This window comes from Synechococcus sp. 8F6, assembly GCF_002252665.1.
GTDB lineage: Bacteria > Cyanobacteriota > Cyanobacteriia > PCC-6307 > Cyanobiaceae > Cyanobium_A.
Genome location: NZ_NQKZ01000002.1, coordinates 1 through 18454, shown reverse-complemented (window position 1 = coordinate 18454; position 18454 = coordinate 1). Strand labels below are relative to the sequence as shown.

General features: G+C 65.9%; 19 protein-coding genes and 2 pseudogenes. 4 read left to right on the top strand and 17 right to left on the bottom strand.

The window, feature by feature from the left end:
• Positions 1–9: 9 nt before the first annotated feature.
• From glnT to CJZ78_RS14325, 9 genes and pseudogenes are all read right to left on the bottom strand, one after another.
• Positions 10–1326, bottom strand: coding sequence for a type III glutamate--ammonia ligase (gene glnT, locus CJZ78_RS02095; protein WP_198953815.1), 1317 nt, complete (start codon positions 1324–1326; stop codon positions 10–12).
• Positions 1319–2320, bottom strand: a complete 1002-nt coding sequence (locus tag CJZ78_RS02090; RefSeq protein WP_094559255.1) for an alpha/beta fold hydrolase — start codon at positions 2318–2320, stop codon at positions 1319–1321. Before CJZ78_RS02090 ends, glnT begins: the two co-directional genes overlap by 8 nt.
• Entirely contained in the window at positions 2317–3234 is a 918-nt protein-coding gene (locus CJZ78_RS02085; RefSeq protein ID WP_094559254.1) for a fatty acid desaturase, read from the bottom strand. The genes CJZ78_RS02090 and CJZ78_RS02085 overlap by 4 nt, the downstream gene beginning before the upstream one ends.
• 68 nt (positions 3235–3302) lie before the next feature.
• The gene (fumC, locus tag CJZ78_RS02080) at positions 3303–4676 is read right to left on the bottom strand and encodes a class II fumarate hydratase (protein ID WP_094559253.1); all 1374 of its coding nucleotides are present in this window, start codon (positions 4674–4676) and stop codon (positions 3303–3305) included.
• Positions 4676–5260: a thylakoid membrane photosystem I accumulation factor gene (locus CJZ78_RS02075; RefSeq protein ID WP_198953814.1), complete on the bottom strand. Its 585-nt coding sequence runs from the start codon at positions 5258–5260 to the stop codon at positions 4676–4678. The genes fumC and CJZ78_RS02075 overlap by 1 nt, the downstream gene beginning before the upstream one ends.
• A gap of 36 nt (positions 5261–5296) precedes the next feature.
• Positions 5297–6931: a DUF3685 domain-containing protein gene (locus tag CJZ78_RS02070; protein ID WP_094559252.1), complete on the bottom strand. Its 1635-nt coding sequence runs from the start codon at positions 6929–6931 to the stop codon at positions 5297–5299.
• Positions 6932–6992: 61 nt separating this feature from the next.
• Positions 6993–7397, bottom strand: a complete 405-nt coding sequence (locus CJZ78_RS02065) for a transcriptional repressor (protein ID WP_094559443.1) — start codon at positions 7395–7397, stop codon at positions 6993–6995.
• A 176-nt stretch (positions 7398–7573) separates the two neighbouring features.
• Positions 7574–8335: a 1-(5-phosphoribosyl)-5-[(5-phosphoribosylamino)methylideneamino]imidazole-4-carboxamide isomerase gene (gene hisA, locus CJZ78_RS02060; RefSeq protein WP_233128443.1), complete on the bottom strand. Its 762-nt coding sequence runs from the start codon at positions 8333–8335 to the stop codon at positions 7574–7576.
• A 33-nt stretch (positions 8336–8368) separates the two neighbouring features.
• Positions 8369–8557, bottom strand: a pseudogene (locus CJZ78_RS14325) (TIGR02450 family Trp-rich protein); the annotation flags it as partial.
• A 45-nt stretch (positions 8558–8602) separates the two neighbouring features.
• On the opposite strand from CJZ78_RS14325, the gene CJZ78_RS02055 reads away from it, so the two are divergent.
• Both CJZ78_RS02055 and CJZ78_RS02050 read left to right on the top strand, forming a co-directional pair.
• Positions 8603–9520 carry an AEC family transporter gene (locus CJZ78_RS02055; protein ID WP_233128410.1) on the top strand — a complete coding sequence of 306 codons (918 nt, stop codon included), beginning with the start codon at positions 8603–8605 and terminating at the stop codon, positions 9518–9520.
• A 67-nt stretch (positions 9521–9587) separates the two neighbouring features.
• Positions 9588–10511: an NAD-dependent epimerase/dehydratase family protein gene (locus tag CJZ78_RS02050; protein WP_094559250.1), complete on the top strand. Its 924-nt coding sequence runs from the start codon at positions 9588–9590 to the stop codon at positions 10509–10511.
• A 72-nt stretch (positions 10512–10583) separates the two neighbouring features.
• Here CJZ78_RS02050 and CJZ78_RS02045 read toward each other — a convergent pair.
• Both CJZ78_RS02045 and CJZ78_RS13630 read right to left on the bottom strand, forming a co-directional pair.
• Positions 10584–11027 (bottom strand): annotated as a pseudogene (locus tag CJZ78_RS02045) (carbonic anhydrase); the annotation flags it as partial.
• 117 nt (positions 11028–11144) lie between these two features.
• Entirely contained in the window at positions 11145–11405 is a 261-nt protein-coding gene (locus CJZ78_RS13630; RefSeq protein WP_143592826.1) for a hypothetical protein, read from the bottom strand.
• Between CJZ78_RS13630 and ppk2 the strand changes: the two genes are divergently transcribed.
• Positions 11350–12315 carry a polyphosphate kinase 2 gene (gene ppk2, locus CJZ78_RS02040; protein WP_369802006.1) on the top strand — a complete coding sequence of 322 codons (966 nt, stop codon included), beginning with the start codon at positions 11350–11352 and terminating at the stop codon, positions 12313–12315. The two genes, CJZ78_RS13630 and ppk2, sit on opposite strands and share 56 nt — an antisense overlap.
• Here ppk2 and CJZ78_RS02035 read toward each other — a convergent pair.
• Entirely contained in the window at positions 12306–12845 is a 540-nt protein-coding gene (locus tag CJZ78_RS02035) for a CDP-alcohol phosphatidyltransferase family protein (RefSeq protein WP_094559248.1), read from the bottom strand. The genes ppk2 and CJZ78_RS02035 overlap by 10 nt on opposite strands.
• Positions 12846–12923: 78 nt before the next feature.
• Here CJZ78_RS02035 and CJZ78_RS02030 point away from each other — a divergent pair, with 78 nt between their 5' ends.
• Entirely contained in the window at positions 12924–13361 is a 438-nt protein-coding gene (locus tag CJZ78_RS02030) for a CBS domain-containing protein (protein ID WP_094559441.1), read from the top strand.
• Here CJZ78_RS02030 and CJZ78_RS02025 read toward each other — a convergent pair whose 3' ends face one another.
• The 5 genes from CJZ78_RS02025 to CJZ78_RS13625 form a co-directional block, all read right to left on the bottom strand.
• Positions 13362–14750, bottom strand: a complete 1389-nt coding sequence (locus tag CJZ78_RS02025) for a hypothetical protein (protein WP_198953813.1) — start codon at positions 14748–14750, stop codon at positions 13362–13364. It lies immediately after the preceding gene.
• A 59-nt stretch (positions 14751–14809) separates the two neighbouring features.
• On the bottom strand, positions 14810–15496 hold the full coding sequence (pdeM, locus tag CJZ78_RS02020; RefSeq protein ID WP_094559247.1) for a ligase-associated DNA damage response endonuclease PdeM: 687 nt from the start codon (positions 15494–15496) through the stop codon (positions 14810–14812).
• Positions 15493–16107, bottom strand: coding sequence for a glutathione S-transferase family protein (locus tag CJZ78_RS02015; RefSeq protein WP_094559246.1), 615 nt, complete (start codon positions 16105–16107; stop codon positions 15493–15495). The genes pdeM and CJZ78_RS02015 overlap by 4 nt, the downstream gene beginning before the upstream one ends.
• Before the next feature lie 872 nt (positions 16108–16979).
• Positions 16980–17309, bottom strand: a complete 330-nt coding sequence (locus CJZ78_RS02010) for a Nif11-like leader peptide family natural product precursor (protein WP_158217018.1) — start codon at positions 17307–17309, stop codon at positions 16980–16982.
• Positions 17306–18298, bottom strand: a complete 993-nt coding sequence (locus CJZ78_RS13625) for a hypothetical protein (protein ID WP_143592824.1) — start codon at positions 18296–18298, stop codon at positions 17306–17308. The genes CJZ78_RS02010 and CJZ78_RS13625 overlap by 4 nt, the downstream gene beginning before the upstream one ends.
• Positions 18299–18454: the final 156 nt, after the last annotated feature.

The following is an 18454-nucleotide window of genomic DNA, read 5'->3' as shown; positions in this document are numbered from 1 at the left end:
CTTGGTTCCCTAGCCGTCGAGACCGGTGCGCCGCTCCCAGGGGGTCACTTCGGAGCGGTGCTGATCCCACTGGCGCCGCCGCAGACGCTCGTAGGCCTGGCAGAACGCCTCGCCCAGGGCCTGGCGCAGCACGGTGTCGGCGGCAAAGGCATCGAGGGCATCCCCGAGGCTGGCGGGGAGTCGTCCGGCGGTGCCGGTGGGGAGTGGCTCGGCGTAGTTGTCGTTGTCGTGGCGGGGGCCCGGATCGAGTTGGCGCTCGATGCCATCGAGGCCGGCCGCCAGCACGGCCGCCTGCAGCAGGTAGGGATGGGCGGCGCCGTCGGGCAGGCGCAATTCGAGGCGCTGGTCGTCGGGGATGCGCACCATGTGGGTGCGGTTGTTGCCGCTGTAGCTGATGCCGCCCGGACTCCATGTGGCGCCGGAGCTGGTCGGTGGCGCGGCCAGCCGGCGGTAGCTGTTCACCGTGGGGTTGGTGAGGCAGCTGAGGGCCGGCGCGTGGGCCAGCAGGCCGGCGAGAAAGTGGTAGGCCAGGGTGGAAACGCCCAGGGGACCGCTGGGATCGTGGAAGAGGTTCTGGTTGGCGTTGGGGCTGCCGGCCGTGCCCCAGAGCGAGAGGTGGGTGTGGCAGCCGTTGCCGGTGAGCTCGGCGAAGGGTTTGGGCATGAAGCTGGCCCGCAGCCCCTGCTGCTCGGCCATCGCTTTCACCATCACCTTGAAGAAGGCATGGCGATCGGCGGTGGTGAGGGCGTCAGCAAAAGTCCAGTTGACCTCAAACTGGCCGTTGGCATCTTCGTGGTCGGCCTGGTAGGGGCCCCAGCCCAGCGCCTCCATCGCCTCCAGCAGGGGGCCGATCAGCGGGTAGCGGCGCATCAGGGCCAGTTGGTCGTAGCAGGGTTTCTCCTGGCTGTCGGCCCCATCGGCGATCTGCTCACCAGAGGGATCGAGCAGGAAGAACTCCGCCTCCACGCCGCTGCGCAGCTCGAAGCCCACGGCGGCGGCCCGCTCCAGCTGGCGGCGCAGCAGCCGGCGGGGGCACTGCTCCATCGGCGCGCCGTTGAGCTGCAGCTCGGCCGCCACCCAGCCCACCTCCGGCTGCCATGGCAGGGGCGTGAGGCTGGCGGCCGCCGGGATCGCCATCACATCGCCATCGGCGGGTGAGAGATCCAGCCAGGCGGCAAAGCCAGCGAAGCCGGCCCCGTCCCGGGCCATGCCGGCCACCGCTGAGGCGGGCACAAGCTTGGCCCGCTGGATGCCGAACAGGTCGGCGAAGGAGATCAGCAGAAACTTGAGGTTGAGCTCCTGCACCTGCTGGGCGAGATCAGACATGGGACGCTTGCTGGAGGAGGGTGGCAACGATGCGGTGCAGGCTCTGTTGCTCCGCCGGACTGCTGTGGGGGTTGCCGGCGCGGTGGCCGAGCTGTGAGCGGATCAGGTGCAGCGCAGCACCGGGGATGGCGTCGGCGTCGGCGGCCAGATCGTCGACCGGGAAGTAGAGGTCGTGGCTGCCGGCCACCACGGCGGTGCGGGCCTGGATCCGGCCCAGGGCTTCCGCCAGATCACCTCCGGCGGCCACGTCGTGGGCGAGCCAGGTGTCGAGCATGGCGATCAGATCGCGGGGGTCGTGGCGCTGGTAGTGGGGCAGCCACTGGCGTTCCACGTGCTCCTCCATCGGCTCGGGGATGCTGCGGAAGAAGGGCTGGCTGGCGGCCCAACTGGCGTAGATCAGGGCATAGGTGCGCAGTCCTTGATCCGGCGGTGCGTCGAAGCCCCCGCCGTTCCAGTGGCCATCAGCGGTGAGGGCCTGGCGCAGGCTCAAGCAGAACAGGCGGTTGTGGGGCGAGGTGCGGGCTGTGCCGCAGACGCAGCAGATCCGCTCCACCTGCTCGGGATGGTCCACGGCCCACTGGTAGGCCTGTTGGGCCCCCATCGACCAGCCATAGATCAGGGGGAGCCGTTCGACGCCGAACACCTCGCTCAGCAGCTGACGTTGGGCGGCGACATTGTCGCGGTGGCTCACCACCCAGCCCTGCTCCGCCAGGCCCATGGCGCCGTGGCTGGGGCTGCTGGAGGCGCCGTTGCCGAACATGCCGGCGATCACGACGCACCAGCGCTCGGGATCGAGCACCGGCCCCACCAGCCAGGCCAGATCCTCGGGTCGGGCGCCATAGGAGGTGGGCACCAGGATCAGGTTGGAGCGATCGGCGTTGGGTTCGCCGATCTGCAGATAGCTGACCTGGGCGCCGGGGATGGTGCGGCCGCAGGCCAGGCGCCAATCGCCGAGGCAGTGCTGGGCCCGCTGGGCAACGGCGGTGGCGCTCATGCCGGCAGACGCAGGGCCGGCAGGTTGCGCAGCAGCCGGCGGTGCACCGCCAGGTAGCCCCGATCGCAATGGCGAAGATGGGGCGCGATCGGGAGATGGGCGGCCGGCAGGGCGTGGAAGGGCAGGGAGGGGTAGAGGTGGTGCTCGGCGTGGAACGGCATGTTCCACATCAACCAGCGCACGGCCGGGTTGGTGAGGGTGGTGCGGGTGTTCTCGGTGCCGTCACGGCTGAAGCTGCAGCCGCTGTGCTCCGCCAGCAGCAGGACCCGCAGGAAGGGTTGCCCCACCGCCAGGGGTAGCAGCCAGAACCACAGCAGAAATCCGTTGCCCCCCACCAGGGAGGCCAGGGCCAGAGCGCCGTACACCGCGAATTGCAGCCGCACCGAGCGGCGCACCTGCGGAATCGCCTCAGGACTGAGGTAGCTCAGAGCGCTGAGGTCGCCCCACAGCAACCGGCGATAGCCGACCAGCTTGCCGGACCACCAGGTCCAGCCGCTCACCTCCTGCAGATAGGCCCAGGCATCGGTGGGCGCCGGATCGTCGAGTTCTGGATCGAGCCCGGGTTGGTGGGTGTAGCGATGGTGCCACTGGTGGTAACGCCGGTAGTGGGTGGCGTTGTAGAAGCTCAGCAGCCCCGCGAGCCAGGCCACGGTGTCGTTCAGCCGCCGGCTGCGAAAGGCGGTGCGGTGGCCGCACTCATGCAACGGCGCAAAGCAGGTGGCCAGGCCGATGCCGCACAGCAGCAGCCCCAGCAGGCGCAGAGCTAGGGGCCAGCTCTGGTGAGCCCAGCCCAGCCCGCCCAACACGATCGTGAGCAGGTGACTGACCAGCCGCAGGATGGCTGGGCCATCGCGGAGCGTGTTGAGGCTGGCCAGCGCATCGCGCTCCAGCAGCGGTTGGGAGAGTTGGGCCATGGGCCCTATCCCACCAGCTCACTGGCCCCGGCTTCGGTAGGCGATGCGACCATCTGAGCCTCAGCCCCTCACACCATCTGGTTGGGTTGCACCCAGCGATCGAACTCTTCGGCGCTGATCTCGCCGAGCACCAGGGCGGCTTCCTTGAGGCTGAGCTGGTGGTTGTGGGCGTGCTTGGCAATGGCGCAGGCCCGGTCGTAGCCGATGGCGGGGGTGAGGGCCGTGACCAGCATCAGGCTCTGGTCGAGCAAGGTTTCGATGCGGCTTTCGTTGGCCTTGAGCCCCTCGACGCAGTGCTCGCGGAAGCTGCTGCAGGCCCCCGCCAGCAGGGTGATGCTCTCGAGCACGTTGTGGGCGATCAGCGGTTTGAACACGTTCAGCTCGAAGTTGCCCTGGCTGGCGGCGAGTTGCACGGCGGTGTTGTTGCCCATCACCTGCACGGCCACCATGGTCAGGCTTTCGGCCTGGGTGGGATTCACCTTGCCCGGCATAATCGAGCTGCCGGGTTCGTTTTCCGGAATCACCAGCTCGCCGAGGCCGCAGCGGGGCCCGCTGGCCAGCCAGCGGATGTCGTTGGCGATTTTCATCAGGCTGCCGGCCAGCACCGTGAGGGCGCCGTGGGCGGAGGCCAGGGGCTCATGGCCCGCCAGCGCCTGAAACTTGTTGGGCGCTGAGCTGAAAGGCAGCCCAAGGCGCTCGGCCAGCCGCGCCGCCACCGCTTCGCCGAAACCGGCAGGGGCGTTGAGGCCGGTGCCCACGGCTGTGCCGCCGATGGCCAGCTGGCGCACCTGGGGCAGGCTGGCGCGCAGGCTTTCGAGCCCCAACTCCAGCTGGGCCACGTAGCCGCCGAACTCCTGACCCAGGCTGAGGGGCACCGCATCCTGCAGGTGGGTGCGGCCGATCTTGATGATCTCCGCATAGGCCTCGGCCTTGGCCGCCAGGGCGCTGCGCAGCGCTTCCACCGCCGGAATCAGGCGGCGCTCCAGCTCGATCGCCACCGCCACGTGCAGGGCGGCTGGAAAGGTGTCGTTGCTCGACTGGCTGAGGTTGACGTGGTCGTTGGGGTGAACCGGGCTCTTGCTGCCCAGCACGCCACCGGAGGCTTCGATTGCCCGGTTGGCGATCACCTCGTTGACGTTCATGTTGGTTTGGGTGCCGGAGCCCGTCTGCCACACCTTCAGCGGGAACTCTCCATCGAGCGCCCCGGCGGCGACCTCGTCAGCTGCCGCCACGATCAGGGCGGCCAGCTCTGGGCTGAGCTTGCCCTTCGCCTGGTTCACCTCGGCGCAGGCCGCCTTGAGCTGGCCGAAGGCGTGCACCAGCGCCAGGGGCATGGCCTGGCCGAAGGGGAAGTAGTGGATCGAGCGCTGGGTCTGGGCGCCCCAGTAATGCTGATCGGGCACCTCGATGGCGCCCATGCTGTCGGTTTCCAGGCGGCTCATCAGCGGCTCACCACCTCCGAATTGAGTTCGTTGAAGCTCTCGGTGGTGCTGCTGGTGCCCCCTTCCGGCAGGGGGATGCCGGTGGCCTGGCTGACGGCGGTGTTGATCGCATCGACGTCCACGGCGCCCTGTTGATCGAAGATCACATGGCCCTCGGGGTTGAACACCACCACCTGGGGGATCGAGCCCGACCAGTAGTGGGCTGGGTCGGTGGGGCCGGCGTCAGCGCGGTTCTGCAGGGGGTCGGTGACCAGGGGGATCAGCTCGACGCTGTTGAGCCACACCCGCTGCAGCTCCGACACCACCGCCGAAAACTGTTTGCTGGCGGCGTCGTCATCGAGGTAGTAGACGACCACGGTGGTGCGGTGGTCGGACAGGGCCTGGGCGAGGCTGCTGCGGGGCGGCACCAGGGAGCCGTTGCCGGCGTAGAGGGCGTAGATGTTGCCGTCGTAGGTGTTATTGGTGAGCGAGGCCTGGGCCGGCGGGCTCCACAGGCCCCAGAGGCCCGACGCCAGCAGCATCCCCAGGGCGGAGGTGAGCAGGGCCCCCAGGACGCTCTTGGTGGTTGTCGCCGTGCCCGTCATCCCGATCCGCTGGCTTGAATGGGGCCATTGTGGCGTTCAGCCACGGCCCAGGCTGCGGCCCATTCCCTGGGCGATGCCCCGGCCCACCAGGCCGATGGCCCGGCCCAGCACCCGGGTGAGCACCACCACCACCAGATCGCCCAGGCCGCGCACCAGGCTCTGCACCTGGGGAGCTAGCGCATCTCGGGTTTCCAGCGCCAGGGTCACCAGTTGCTGCAGCCAGCCGAGCTGGCGCAATTCGGCGTCGCGGGGTTCGGTGAGCTCCTGGTAGCGGATGGCGCCATCGCGCAGGCAGTAGAGCCGGCGGCGGCTCTCGTAGAGGCTGATCGGCCGCTCCACCCAGCTGCTCCAGCGCTGCTGGGCGTTGAGCTGGTTGCGCAGCCGCTCCAGGTTGCGGGTGGCGAGCAGGTCGGGTTGGAGCAGGTAGCGGCGCAGCTCAGGCCAGTGGGCACAGCTGGCCAGCAGCTCAGCGCTCACCAATTCGGCGCTGCGCACCAGCCAGTTGGCCAGCAGCAGCTCCAGATGCAACACGGCCTGCGGCTCATCGGCCGCCAGCAAGCGACCCTGCACCAGCAGGGGCTGAGCCCGCACCAGCGCTGCCAACATCGGTTGGGCATCGGGCAGTTCTGGGTCGCCTGCGGCGAGGTTGCTGCAGCGGATCAGGGTTTCGGCCACGGGCTGGAGGTTGCCCTCGTGAGGCAGTTGCACGTAGGGATTCACCAGGCTGCGCAGGGCTTGCTGGCGCAGTTCCGGCTGCCACTGCTGCCAGCGCTCCTGCAGCGCTTGCTGAGGAGCGGGGTCGCTCAGCAAGCGCTGGCGCAGGCTGTCCACCTGGCTGAGCAGGGCCCGCAGCAGATCCCGCCGCCGCTCCTCGCTGAGCCCCTCAATGGCCAGCAGTTGGCCGGTTTGGTTGCTCAGGCCAGCGTCGATGCCGGCCTCAAGCCGCTGGCGAATGGCATGCCAGATGCCATCGGCGCTGCGCTGTTGCAGCGTGATCGCCAGCACGGGTTCGGGGCCGCCACCCGGGGCGTTGGCTGCGGCCAGGGTGGGGCTGAGGCTGGAGGCCAGAGGGCCCCAGGCCACACTCACGGGGCCCCAGAGCACCAGCAGCAGTTGGCGGGCCGCCGAGAGTTCCCGGAGGCGACCCTGCAGCACCAGCAGTTGCACCAGGTTGGTGGGGGGCGGTGTCAGCAGACGCCCGATGGCCTGGATGTCGGCATCGATCTGCTGCAGGCCACTGATCAATAGCCATTGGCCCAGCCCCAGCGCCGGGGTGGCCGTTGGCGTGGGCGTTGGGGTGTCATCGGCTACGGCCAGCACCCGGCCGCCGGCCAGCAGGGTGGGGATCGCCTCCAGCAGCTCCTGCGGACTCGGCGATTCCAGCAGTCCAGCCGCGGGCAGTTGCAGCAGGGCCTCGCTCTGAAGGCCGTGGCCTGCCGGCAGCAGCAACAGCAGCGGTGCCGGCTGCCAGCGCTCCTGCAGGCGCAGCACCTCCTGGGCCAGGCCTCCCCTCATGTCTTGGCTGCTGGCCTGCCAGATCACCAACGCGGGCAGACCCTTGAGTTGGTCTGGCGTTTCGGCAACGTGATATTTCCCGGCCTGATCCGTCAGCAGCCGGTTGAGCCCATCACGCAACAGCGGTTCAGCAAACAGCAGCAGCTGCGCACTCACAGGTCGGGCCGGATGGTTCGGCCAACGCTACCGATGTTGGGCCGGTTTCTCCAGCCCTCGATCAGGGATGGTCGAAGGCGGGGGGGCGGTGGTGACGGCTTGCGCGGGCCCGGGGGCGGCCGGTGAGGTGCAGGGTGTAGCTCTCGATGGCAAAGCCCGTATGGCGCTCGATCTGCTCGAGCAGCTCCCGGGGTAGTTCGATATCGAGGTCTTGAATGGCGCCCGATTCAACGCAAGTGAGGTGGCTATGGGGGTCGCTGCGGTAGCCATAGAGCCGCCCGCTGGCCCGATCCAGGCACTCGATCACTCCGGCCGATTGCAGCGCTTCGAGGTTTTGGTACACCGAGGTGTGGCCGATGTTGCGCCCCAGGTTGTTGAGCTTCTCGAAAATGTCCCGGGCGCTGAGATGGCTTTTTTCGGCCCAGAGCAGATCGAGCACCATGCGGCGCTGGCGGCTGAGCCGCATGCCCAAGTCCCGACAGCGTTGGTACACCTCATCCACGTTGGTGGCGCAGCCCAGGTTGGTGCTGGGCGGAGCCACACCGGCGGGTTGGGTAGGGGAAAGGGCGTCGACGCTCACGCGACACACCTCAGGAAGTGTTATGGCTTTATAGCTAACCCACACCCGATCCGCTTACGGGATCAGGCCACCGTGCTGGCGATGGGGTCCTGGAGGCGGCCGTCGCCAATGGCTTGCAGGGCCTCGGCCAGATCGACGCGTCCGTCGTAGAGGGCGCGGCCCACGATCACCCCCTCCACCCCCAGGGGCGCCAGGGCCAGCAGGGAGAGCAGGTGCTCCAGGCTGCCGATGCCGCCGGAGGCGATCACCGGCACGCTGCTGGCCCCGGCCATGGCGCGCAGAAAATCCAGGTTGGGCCCCGCCAGGGTGCCATCGGTGGCGATGTCGGTGCAGATCAGGGCGGCCAGGGGGCTGGCGCTGAAGCGGCGGGCCAGCGCGCTGGCGCTGGTGCTGCTCTCCTCAATCCAGCCGCGGGTGGCCACCTTGCCATTCTTGGCGTCGATGCCCACCACGATGCGGCCGGGGTGGCGGGCCGCCAGGGCCTCCACCAACTCGGGTTGCTCCAGCGCCACGGTGCCGAGGATCACCCGATCCAGTCCGTAGTCCAGGAGCTCCTCGGCCCGTTCGGCGCTGCGAACCCCGCCCCCGAGTTGCACCGGGATGTCCAGGGCGGCGGTGATCGCTTTCACCGCCACGTCATTCACGGGTTGGCCGGTTTTGGCACCGTCGAGATCGACCAGGTGCAGCCGCTGGGCCCCCTGGCTCTGCCAGCTCAGGGCCTGGGCGACGGGATCGTCGCTGAAGCGCGTCACCTGGTCGTAGTCACCCTGGTGCAGCCGCACGCAGTGCCCGTCGAGCAGGTCGATGGCGGGAATGATCTGCATGGCGAGCGGTGGCGGCAACTGCTGCCAGCCAGGCTGCCAGAGCTGTCGATCGCCCAGCTCTCTCAGGGGTACCACCAGCCGAAATTGGCGCTCCAGCACCGCCTCGAGTTCCACGGCCCGCTCGCTGCCCTTGCCCCGCTCCCCTAGCAGGGCGAAGTGGCGGTAGCCGCGGGTTTGCGGCAGCACGGCGACTTGGGCGGTGTAGGCGGCACTGAGACGCATGGCGCCATCCTGGAGCCTGCGCTGCGTCGGGTGTTGCGGTTGGCCTTGGCGTTTCTGCTCGAGCTGGTGCCTGCTCTGCTGCTCGGGATGCTGCTGGCGCAGCGTTGGCCCGATTTGGCCGGCGTGCTGGCACCGCCCCTGGTGCGCTGGGGGGTGCCCTTCAGCTTGATGGGGCTGCTGCTGCGCAGCGGCCTGCACTGGGATGTGCTGGAGATGGGCGTGCTGACGCTGGCCGCCGTTGGCAGCGGCCTGCTGGCGGTGCAGCGCTGGTGTTCCAGCCCAGCCGAGCGTTTGGGGGCGGTGGTGGGCAACACGGCCTATTTCGGCATCCCTGCGGCGCTGGCCCTGTTGCCCCCGCAGGCCCTGAGCTACGCGATCAGCTACGACCTGGCCGGCACCCTGTTCACCTGGACCATCGGTCCCTCGCTGATGGCCCAGCGCCGTCTGGCTCTGCAACCGCTCCTCACCGCTCTGGTGCGGAGTCCTGCCAGCCAGGGGTTGCTGGGGGCGGCCCTGCTGCAGCTGTCTCCCTGGGATGGGGTGCTGGCGGCCTGGTTGTGGTGGCCTGCCCGGGCGGTGGTTTGGCTGTCGCTGGTGGTGCTGGGGTTGCGCATCGCTCCGGTGTTGGGCCGCCCCCTGCCCTTTGGGGTGCTGGTCAGCATGGCGATCAAGCTGGTGCTGTTTCCCCTGGCGGTGCTGGTGATGGCTGTGCTGCTGCGGCTGCCGCCATTGCTGCTCGCTCCTCTGGTGCTGCAGGCGGCGGCGCCCACCGCCGTGGCGGTGCTGCTGTTGGCGGAATCCGTGGGGACTGATGCCGGTGCCGATAGCGCAGTAGATACCCGGCGGCCGGCCGCCCTTGTGCTGTGGAGCACCTTGGCTGCGCTGCTGACGGTGCCGCTCTGGGCCTGGCTGTTGCAGCTTCTGGGCCTGAGCACGGGCCTAAGCACCGGCGCCGGCGCCTGAAGGATCCCCAGAGCGGAACGCAGCCCAGAATGTCGCCGCGTTTCACGGCCCGCCGGCGGGCATCGGCATGGACATCCTGGTGATGGGCGGCACACGCTTCGTGGGCAAACCGCTGGTGGAGCGCCTGCAGGCTGCGGGGCATGCCCTCACCCTGTTCACCCGGGGCAACAAGCCAGCGCCGGCCGGGGTTGAGCACTTGATCGGCGACCGCACCACTCCGGATGGACTGCAGCAGCTCGATGGTCGCCGCTTCGACGTGATTGTCGACAGCTCCGGCCGCACCCTCGACGACTCCCGCGACGTGATCGGGCGCACCGGCGCCCCCAGCCACCGGTTTGTGTATGTGAGCTCAGCCGGTGTGTATGCCGACAGCGAGCTGTGGCCCCTGGATGAGGACAGCCTCACCGATCCGGCCAGCCGCCACGCCGGCAAGGCCGACACCGAGGCCTGGCTGCGCAGCGAGGGGATTCCCTTCACCAGCTTCCGGCCCACCTACATCGTGGGGCCTGGCAACTACAACCCGGTGGAGAGCTGGTTCTTTGACCGGATCGTGCACGGCCGGCCGGTGCCCCTGCCGGGTGATGGCAGCACCATCACCCAGCTTGGCCACGTGAGCGATCTGGCCTGCGCCATGGCCCGCTGCATTGAGGTGGAGGCCGCTGCCAACCGCATCTACAACTGCACGGGTCGCCAGGGCGTCACCTTCCGCGGCCTGGTGGAGGCGGCGGCGCGGGCGGCTGGCCAGGATCCGGCGACGGTGGAGATCCGCAGCTTCGATCCCGCAGGCCTGGATAAGAAAGCCCGTAAGGCCTTCCCCCTGCGGTTGGCCCACTTCCTCACCGACATCACCCGGGTGCGGCGCGAACTGGCCTGGGAGCCGGACTTCGATCTGGAGACCACCCTGGCTGACAGCTACACCCACGACTACGCCCAGCAGATCCCCACCAGCCCCGATTTCAGCGCTGATGCGGCGTTGCTGGGCGAAGGCTGAGGTCGGGGCACGGTTCCGGATAACGAATCGGCCCACCCTGCCCATCCAGTCGATCGAGAAGCTGTGGAGGTCGTAATAGCCGGCCACCACGGCGAGCTGACCGGCCCGCAGGCGATCGGTCAGCAGCACGCTGGAGTGCACCAGATTTCCAGCGGCGCTCAAGGTGTGGCGCCGGCAGGATTCCTCCAGTGAGAGCTGATCGCCGTATTGCAACAGCTCCATGCGCAGTTGCCCCACCACCTGGGCCAGGCTCGGGGTCAGGAGCAGTTCAGGGTGAAGAGCCGCCGATACGGCGCCGCAGGCTTCGTGACCCAGCACGACAATTAAGGGCACGCCCAGATGCCCCACCGCGTATTCCAGCGAGGCAATCGCCGCCGTGGTGCTCATCGTGCCGGCATTGCGCACAACAAAGAGATCACCGAACCCGGTGTCGAACAGCAGCTCCACCGGGACTCGCGAATCTGCACAGCCCAGAACCGCTGCCCGCGGATGTTGTCCCTCCACCACCGCCTGCATGCGTTGCCGCGTGCTGTGGGGGTGGAGGGAATGCCCCTCAAGAAACCGGCGGTGACCCTGCTGCAACCACGCCAGCACCGATTCGGGATTGATCCAGGTTTGAGGTTTAGCCAAGGCTCAGGCGTGACATGGACAACAGGTCATGGCCTGTGAAGAAAGGTATGCGTTTTTCCTGAAGGTAGCGATCGCTGCTTTGGCAGCTTCAGTTTGGCGATAGGTGATTTGCAGTATGTGTTGATCCATAGCCAGTGAAAACGAGACCGAGAGGGCATCGGACACCAGTTCTGAGATGGGTTCGGAGGCCGCTTCCAACGCTCTGGATATGCCGTCGCCAAAGTTGAAGCTGCTGTCTAAGAAAATGAAAAAGAAGAAAGGCAAGAAACAGGTTGAACGGGCTGAATCGACCAACAAGAAAACTTTGTCAGCAGATGCCGCTGGAAACGGCAGCGATCGCTACCACCCGTCGCCGATCTTGGACGATTTTTCGAGTCACTCCGAGGGCCGACCTCCGAAACTGGACCGCAAAATTTACGAAAACGAGCTGGCCCGATTGCAGGTGGAGCTGGTGAAGATGCAGTACTGGGTCAAGCACACCGGATACCGCCTGATCATCTTGTTTGAGGGGCGTGATGCCGCCGGCAAGGGCGGCACGATCAAACGCGTGACGGAGCCGCTGAATCCCCGTGGATGCAAGGTGGTGGCCCTGGGCACCCCTTCAGACCAGCAGAAGAGCCAGTGGTATTTCCAGCGCTATGTGGAACATTTCCCCGCTGCCGGCGAGATGGTGCTGTTTGATCGCTCCTGGTACAACCGCGCCGGGGTGGAGAAGGTGATGGGCTTCTGTAGCCCGGAGCAGGTGGAGGAATTCATGCAGTCCTGTCCGGAATTCGAACGCATGCTCGTGCGAAGCGGCATCACCTTGCTGAAGTATTGGTTTTCGGTGAGCGATGAGGAGCAGGAAGTGCGCTTTCGCTCAAGGCTCAAGGATCCGGCGCGCCGCTGGAAGCTCAGTCCGATGGATCTGGAATCTCGGGATCGCTGGGTGGAGTTTTCCCGTGCCAAGGACGACATGTTTGCCCGCTCCAACATTCCAGAGGCTCCCTGGTTCACGGTGGAGGCCGATGACAAGCGGCGGGCCCGGCTCAATTGCATCCGCCACATTCTCAGCAAGGTTCCCTATGTCGACATGACCCCCGAGGCGATCGACCTGCCACCGCGCAAGAGCGTGGGCGATTACCAACGCCCACCACTGAATGAACAGTTTTTCGTGCCCAATGTTTATGGCTGATCGGCCTTGCGCAGGTAGCCCCAGGCCGAGCTGAGCGCCAGCAGCAGCGACGGCCAGAACAGCCACCAACCCATCAGCTGGGCCCAGCCGGCGCCGCTCCAGGGCCAGAGCAGCAGCAGCAAACTCCCAAACTGCAGGATCGTTTTGGCTTTGCCGCCCCGGGAGGCGGGGCCGCCGCCTGTGGCTCCGCTGCGCCAGCCGGAAATCAGCAGCTCCCGGGCCAACAGCAGCCAGATCGCCCAAAGGGGCAGCAGGCCCACGGCCCCGATCCAGAGCAGGGGGGCGGCGATCAGGATTTTGTCGGTGAGGGGATCGAGTCGGGCGCCCCAGGTCGAGCCGCCACCGGCGCGGCGGGCCAGCACGCCGTCGGCCCAGTCGCTCAGCCCCCCCAGCAGCAGCAGCCACCAGCCCAGGGCCAGCTGGTTGCTCGCCAGAGCCAGGATCAGCGGCAGGCCCAGCAGGGCGCGGCCCACGGTGAGGCCATCGGCCAGGCGGCGCAGTTTCCGTGGCTCGATCCCTTGTGTCGTCATGGTGCTCGCCAGGCTCGGCCCCAGAATGGCTCCAGTCTTGAGTGCTGGCCCGTGGTGCAACAGCTGGTTTCCGCCGTGATGTCGGCCCCGGTGCTGAGCGTCACCGCCGGTAGCCCCCTCCAGGAGGCCGTTCAGCTGATGAGCGAGCACCACATCGGTGGCCTGCCGGTGGTGGATGGGGCGGGGGTGCTCGTGGGTGAACTCACGGAGCAGGACCTGATGGTGCGCGAGAGCGGTTTCCAGCCCGGGCCCTACGTGATGCTGCTCGATGCGGTGATCTACCTGCGCAACCCGCTCAACTGGGACAAGGAGGTGCATCAGGTGCTTGGCAGCACCGTGGGCGAGGTGATGAATGCCAAGGTGCACACCTGCAGCGCCGACCTGCCCCTGCCGGCTGCCGCGAGCCTGCTGCATGAGCGCAGCACCCAACGCCTGTTTGTGCTCGATGGCGAGCGGCACCCCGTGGGTGTGCTCACCCGTGGCGATGTGGTGCGGGCGCTGGCGGCGGCGGGCTGATCAGGGTTGCGGTAGAGGCGGTGGTGGTGGCGCCCCGGGCAGCTGTCCCCCCACCACAACAGGGTCTGTTGCACGGCTTGTTGCACCAGCGGCTGAACCGCTTGGGGCCTCCTGCTGCTGGGACTGCTGCTGGGGCTGGCGCTGAGGGACATCCAGGTTTGCGGTCCCCCTCCCATTCAGGAGATCGTCGCCATCCGTGAGCGCTGCGCCTTCCGGCAGCACCAGCGGCTGGGGCAGGTCGGCGGGCAGGCCAAGGGTTTCCAGCTCCACCTCGGTGATCACCGGGCTGGCGCCCGCCTGCTCCTGGCGTTGCCGTAGGGCCAGGGGGTCGGCGCTGATCGGTGGCTCCCGCAGGGGCGCCTTGGCACGCGCCCGCAGGGGATCCTTGGGCCCCAGGGGCGCCCAGATCAGCTGGGCAATGGGCTCCACGCCTTGCTCCATCAGCCGGTTGAAGCCGGCCAGGGCCCGGTCCACCAGCTGGCCGCCCAGGGTTTGGCCGCATTGAAAGGGATTGCCGCAGCCCTCGGCCGCCGTGCGCCCCGCCAGGCCGGCCAGCAGCGATCCCTGGAGGGGTATGGCACGCCGGCTCAGCCGCAGCAGGTAGGGCACGTGCACAAAGCTGGGGGCGCCACCGCTGATCCAGTTGGCATCGGCCGCGCTGAAGCCCTTCTGGCCCGGAATGATGAAGCGGCTTTTGGAGGCGTGGTCGGGCAGGTAGGCCGCCCGCAGCCCGCACTGACGTGCCAAGGAGCGGGTTTGCTCCAGGGTGAGGCCATCTCGGCTCATCAGCGCCTCCAACCGGCCGTCGGGGCGCAGGCCGATCACCATGCGGATCCGGGGCAGGAAGTAGCGGATCTGCTGCCCCATCGAGATGCTGTACGCGCCTTTGTAGGCCGCTGGGGGCTGCTCCAGGTCGTTGTAAACGCTGTGCAACCCGCCGATGAAGCTGTCGAAGCGTTGGGCGCGCTCGCTCGTGAGTTCGCCGTAGCCGAACTCCACGCCGCCATCGCGGCGGATCCCCACAAAGGCCCGTTGGCGGGCGGCGGTGCGGTTGCGGCCGCGCCAGATCCGATCGCCCAGCTTGATGTCGCCCAGGGGCACCGTGATCTCCCGCCCCCTCTCATCGACATGGCGCTCGTACATCGGCCCGGAGATGAAGGCCAGGGCCTGGCGGTCGGCGAAGGCCTCCTGTTCCCGGTCCCAGCCTTCAAACAGTTGGAGTTTCACCTCTCGGGGATCGAAATCGAGGGCATAGACGCTGTCGTCGGGCTGATAGCGGAAGGGCACCCCGTCGGCGCTGGTGAGCAGCGGTGCTCCGGCCCTGGGGCCCGTCAGGGGTGGTGCGATCGCCACCAGAAAGCTGAGAAATCCCACTGGCACGGCCACCACCAGCGACCGCTTGCGAAGCCACAGCGGTCGTCTCGCCGCGGTGCGTTCAGGCAGAGGGGTCAGGCGGTTGGGGTGTTGCTGGGGGCTGCTTGCGTCCACTCCACAACGGCGCCATCCGCCACCAGCCAGATCCGTTCCCCTGGGGAGCAGGGATGGCCTCCGGTCAGGCGGCCGTAGGCGGGTAGGGCTAGGCGCTCACTGGTTTTGCAGTAGCTGAAGCAAGGCAGCCGCAGCCGATCGGCACCCCGGCCCACCACTGCCACTGGATGCAGGTGACCGCAGAGGTTGAGCAGGCCCGCCCGCGGCTCTGGAATGTGGCTCAGCCACCAGGGGCCTAGGGCTTGGGATGGCTCCTGCGGCAGCCCCTCGATCCAGCTGCCCTGTTCGTGGTTGCCGCCGATTAGGCGCAGCTGGCAGCCCAGCAGCTCCGGTAGGGCAGCCAGCTTGGCGCGAAGTTCGCCGGTGAGCCCCAGGCGGCTGTGGATCAGGTCTCCCAGCACCACCACCTGCTGGGGCTCCAGCTGATGGGCCAACTCCAGCAGACCATTGAGGGTCTCGCCGTCGCCATCACTGGGCAGGGGAATGCCGTGGGCCTGGAAGGTTTCCGCCTTGCCCAGATGCAAATCGGCCACTAATAAGGTCCGGCGCTGGGGGTCCCACGCCGCCTTGGCTCCAAGCAGCTGCAGCGGCTGGTCCCGCCATTCAAAGATGACGCTTGCTGCAGCAGAGCTTCGTTGCGAGTTCAAGCCCTACCCATGCCGCGTTGGTAGGCCGGCCTGTCCTGGGTGGCTGCGATCGTGGCTTGCACGTTGGGGTAGGGCGTTAGATCGATCTGGGGGAAGAAGATCGGCAGATAGGCCAGGTAGGCATTTACGGCGCAGTCGGCAACGCTCCAGGCTGGATCGCCCCAGGGCCCTGCCAGTAGGGAGAGGCCGCCTGCCAGCAGCCCAATAAGCACCCCCAGCAACTGGGGGAATTCCCGCTCCCGGTTGGTAGGCACAAACAACGCCACTGCCAGGGTGGCATTGGCAAACAGGATCCATTGGTTTGCCAGGGCTCGCTGGGCCGCCACCTCAGCTGACGTGCCAGTGAATTCGTGGGCGTAGTGATCGGCTAGATGCAGGAGGATGGCGCCGCTTTCAAACAGCTGCAGCGGTTTGCCGTCTGGTGCGCGCAGGGTTTCATCCACCAGGGCTGGCACCTTGGCGAAGGGGTTGATGGCATAAAAGTTGTCTCCCTTGTGTTCGCCTGCCTCCATGTCGAGCTGAATCCAGTCGTAGGCAATCCCCTTCTCCTCCAGATACCAGCGGGGCATGGAGGCGCGGCTGCGGGCGCCGCCGTTAAGCTTAAGGGTCATGGCGAAGGTAGCTGCACAGGGCATAGCAGGGTCCAGCCTATGGGGGGCTGATGTGAATCCCTTGCCCCCGAGGTTGTTGCCGGGAATTGGTGAAGGTGTTGGACACGGCGCCGGATTCGAGCCCTGCCGGCGCAGGGTCCTGCGGCTGTCGGTTGCTGGGTGTTTGCCCTCTGTGTGGGAGTATCTTCTGGGCTTGCAAAGGCGGGAATTGCAGTCCGCTCATATTTAGCTGTAAATGACGATCGCCCTGTTGGTTGCCCTGGCCGGTTCGCTTGGTTTGATGGCTTTCATCGTTAAGCGTCTCGAGAACTCCTAAGCCACCTCCCCCAGCCATAACTCTGATCAACAGCGTGCTTGAGCTGGAGTTGCGCTGCCGCACCAGCCAGCTCACTTCGATCACGGAGCCAGGAGCATGTTGCGCGTAGATCCGCCTTCAGCTCTTCACAGCCCTCATTCAGATCCAGCTGAGCATTCGGCTCATGTCATGCGCCACTGCAATCAGATCAGCCCTGTTCGATCGGAAAGCCCTACAGCGCAACAGGTTGAGAGCTTTGCTCCGCAAGAGTTTCAGGACCTGGACACCATTGCGATGGGTCTAGCGGTGAGATTCCTCACCTAGCTGGGTGTCGAGGCAAGTGCAACTGGTTTTCGAACGCCCAGGGCTGCCGCGCCAGCCTGAGCAACGCTTTTGGGCTCGAGCTCAGGCTGGTGATTTAGACGCAGTCGGCCGTAGGCCATACAAATGCACGCGGTGAAACGGCTCGCCGTCACGCCGCCGACAAATTTTTGCGGGGGGCTGATGCGCATCTGGAGGGTGGTGCAATTTGTCGTCAGTCGCGTCCTCACGTCAAGCTTAGTTGAGCAATTAATTATTAATTATAGTAGTCTATCTCTGACAATCTTGTATTGCCTTTGTCGATGTGTAGCTGGATGCGGGCCATGTAGCGCCGAGCAACAAATGAGTTCTCCATCTCGAACATCCAAAACGATTGCAGGTGTTCGCATTGACTCTTAAACACATCACTCTCGTCAAAGTGAAAACCGTGAAGCCGGGCTAGCTCAATCAACTTGTGGATGTCGATGTCGAGAGGCAAATGTGCCTCCCCCCATTGGTCCACGCCAAATTGGGCAAGTTGTGCGGCAAGTGCTGGATCCTTTTTTTTGTGTTCAATGAACCGCTTGAGTTCACTCGCGCCATTCATGCAAGGGTCTCCATCGGCACATAGCCGCCGATCCATTCCACGGCAAAATTGCTGAGATCCAGATCTGACGGGAGGCCTCGGATGTACTGGTACACAGTTCCATTGGTACCGATAATGCTCGGAACCAGCGTTGCGTTGTCCGTGATTGTCACGGCCCCGTTCACGATCTCCTGATCAATGGAAACAACGTTGTAGGTCTGGCCTGCGCGTGTATTGAAAGCAACTTCTAGATCCTGTGTGCCATTTCCAGCGGGAATCAGGCGTACGATCGGATCCCCCTTGCTGTAAGCGGATGCCTGCGATGACCCTCCACGATAGCGGTACAAAGTGGGGGCTTTGGATGGTTGAGGCAAAAGAGGTTGAAGCTTGTCATCGATAAGCTGGTCGAGTAGTTTTGACATTTCGATATATGCTTTCCTCTGTTTCTTCGTTGCTATGGGCTTTTCGCCTTGCAAGACGCGGAGCGCTTCTGCTTTGGGGTCAAGACTGCGGAGTTCGAGTGGCGCTGCCTTGAACGGGTTGAGCTGACCTGTAATTGGGTCTACATTAGGGTAGTAGTCACCCCCTTTTGGTCGGAGGTCATACAGTTCTTCCTGCCAATTCTCGGGTGTATAGCTTTTGTCTCCTGAGTAATAGCGTGCGTATTTGAAGTCTTTCGTGCGCACCGCCTGCAGGCGGTTGGGTCCTGGAAGCAATCCATGATCCCATGAGCCCTCAGGAATCGATCCGCGAGGGTCCTGTCCGGCATAGATGTCGTCCCACGTGTAGAGAATCGACGACTGGACGTCGAGCTTCTCATGATCTAGTGAGGAATTCCTTGAGGCACGCTTGATGATTGGTGAGTAATCAACGCCCCTGAGGTCATAATTGGTAATGCTGTCTTCTGTGGCTCCGTAGAGATTGGCGACCGTGGGTAGGAAATCGATCAGCGAAACAAGTGCTTCTGATTTCTGTCCCCCTTTAAAATAGCGCGGGTTGGACCAGATCATTGGTACCCGGGTAGCGCCCCTCCGAGTGGTGTAACTCAGGAGGTCCTGTGTCCCTTTCTGGAGGGTGAACAGGAGCAGTCAAGAGATGACTGCTTGGAAGCTGATTGCGCAGCTCCATTCATCCACTATGAACCCTGATCGCTGAATTGGCAACTC

Coding starts and splice junctions, on each gene's coding strand:
- CJZ78_RS02015 (WP_094559246.1), bottom strand. CDS start 16,107: ATGACCCTTAAGCTTAACGGCGGCGCCCGCAGCCGCGCCTCCATGCCC.
- CJZ78_RS02035 (WP_094559248.1), bottom strand. CDS start 12,845: ATGACGACACAAGGGATCGAGCCACGGAAACTGCGCCGCCTGGCCGAT.
- CJZ78_RS02085 (WP_094559254.1), bottom strand. CDS start 3,234: ATGGCCCAACTCTCCCAACCGCTGCTGGAGCGCGATGCGCTGGCCAGC.
- CJZ78_RS02065 (WP_094559443.1), bottom strand. CDS start 7,397: ATGCGGCTCAGCCGCCAGCGCCGCATGGTGCTCGATCTGCTCTGGGCC.
- glnT (WP_198953815.1), bottom strand. CDS start 1,326: ATGTCTGATCTCGCCCAGCAGGTGCAGGAGCTCAACCTCAAGTTTCTG.
- CJZ78_RS02030 (WP_094559441.1), top strand. CDS start 12,924: ATGTCGGCCCCGGTGCTGAGCGTCACCGCCGGTAGCCCCCTCCAGGAG.
- CJZ78_RS02010 (WP_158217018.1), bottom strand. CDS start 17,309: ATGAATGGCGCGAGTGAACTCAAGCGGTTCATTGAACACAAAAAAAAG.
- CJZ78_RS02090 (WP_094559255.1), bottom strand. CDS start 2,320: ATGAGCGCCACCGCCGTTGCCCAGCGGGCCCAGCACTGCCTCGGCGAT.
- ppk2 (WP_369802006.1), top strand. CDS start 11,350: ATGCCGTCGCCAAAGTTGAAGCTGCTGTCTAAGAAAATGAAAAAGAAG.
- hisA (WP_233128443.1), bottom strand. CDS start 8,335: ATGCAGATCATTCCCGCCATCGACCTGCTCGACGGGCACTGCGTGCGG.
- fumC (WP_094559253.1), bottom strand. CDS start 4,676: ATGAGCCGCCTGGAAACCGACAGCATGGGCGCCATCGAGGTGCCCGAT.
- CJZ78_RS02050 (WP_094559250.1), top strand. CDS start 9,588: ATGGACATCCTGGTGATGGGCGGCACACGCTTCGTGGGCAAACCGCTG.
- CJZ78_RS02075 (WP_198953814.1), bottom strand. CDS start 5,260: ATGACGGGCACGGCGACAACCACCAAGAGCGTCCTGGGGGCCCTGCTC.
- CJZ78_RS13625 (WP_143592824.1), bottom strand. CDS start 18,298: ATGATCTGGTCCAACCCGCGCTATTTTAAAGGGGGACAGAAATCAGAA.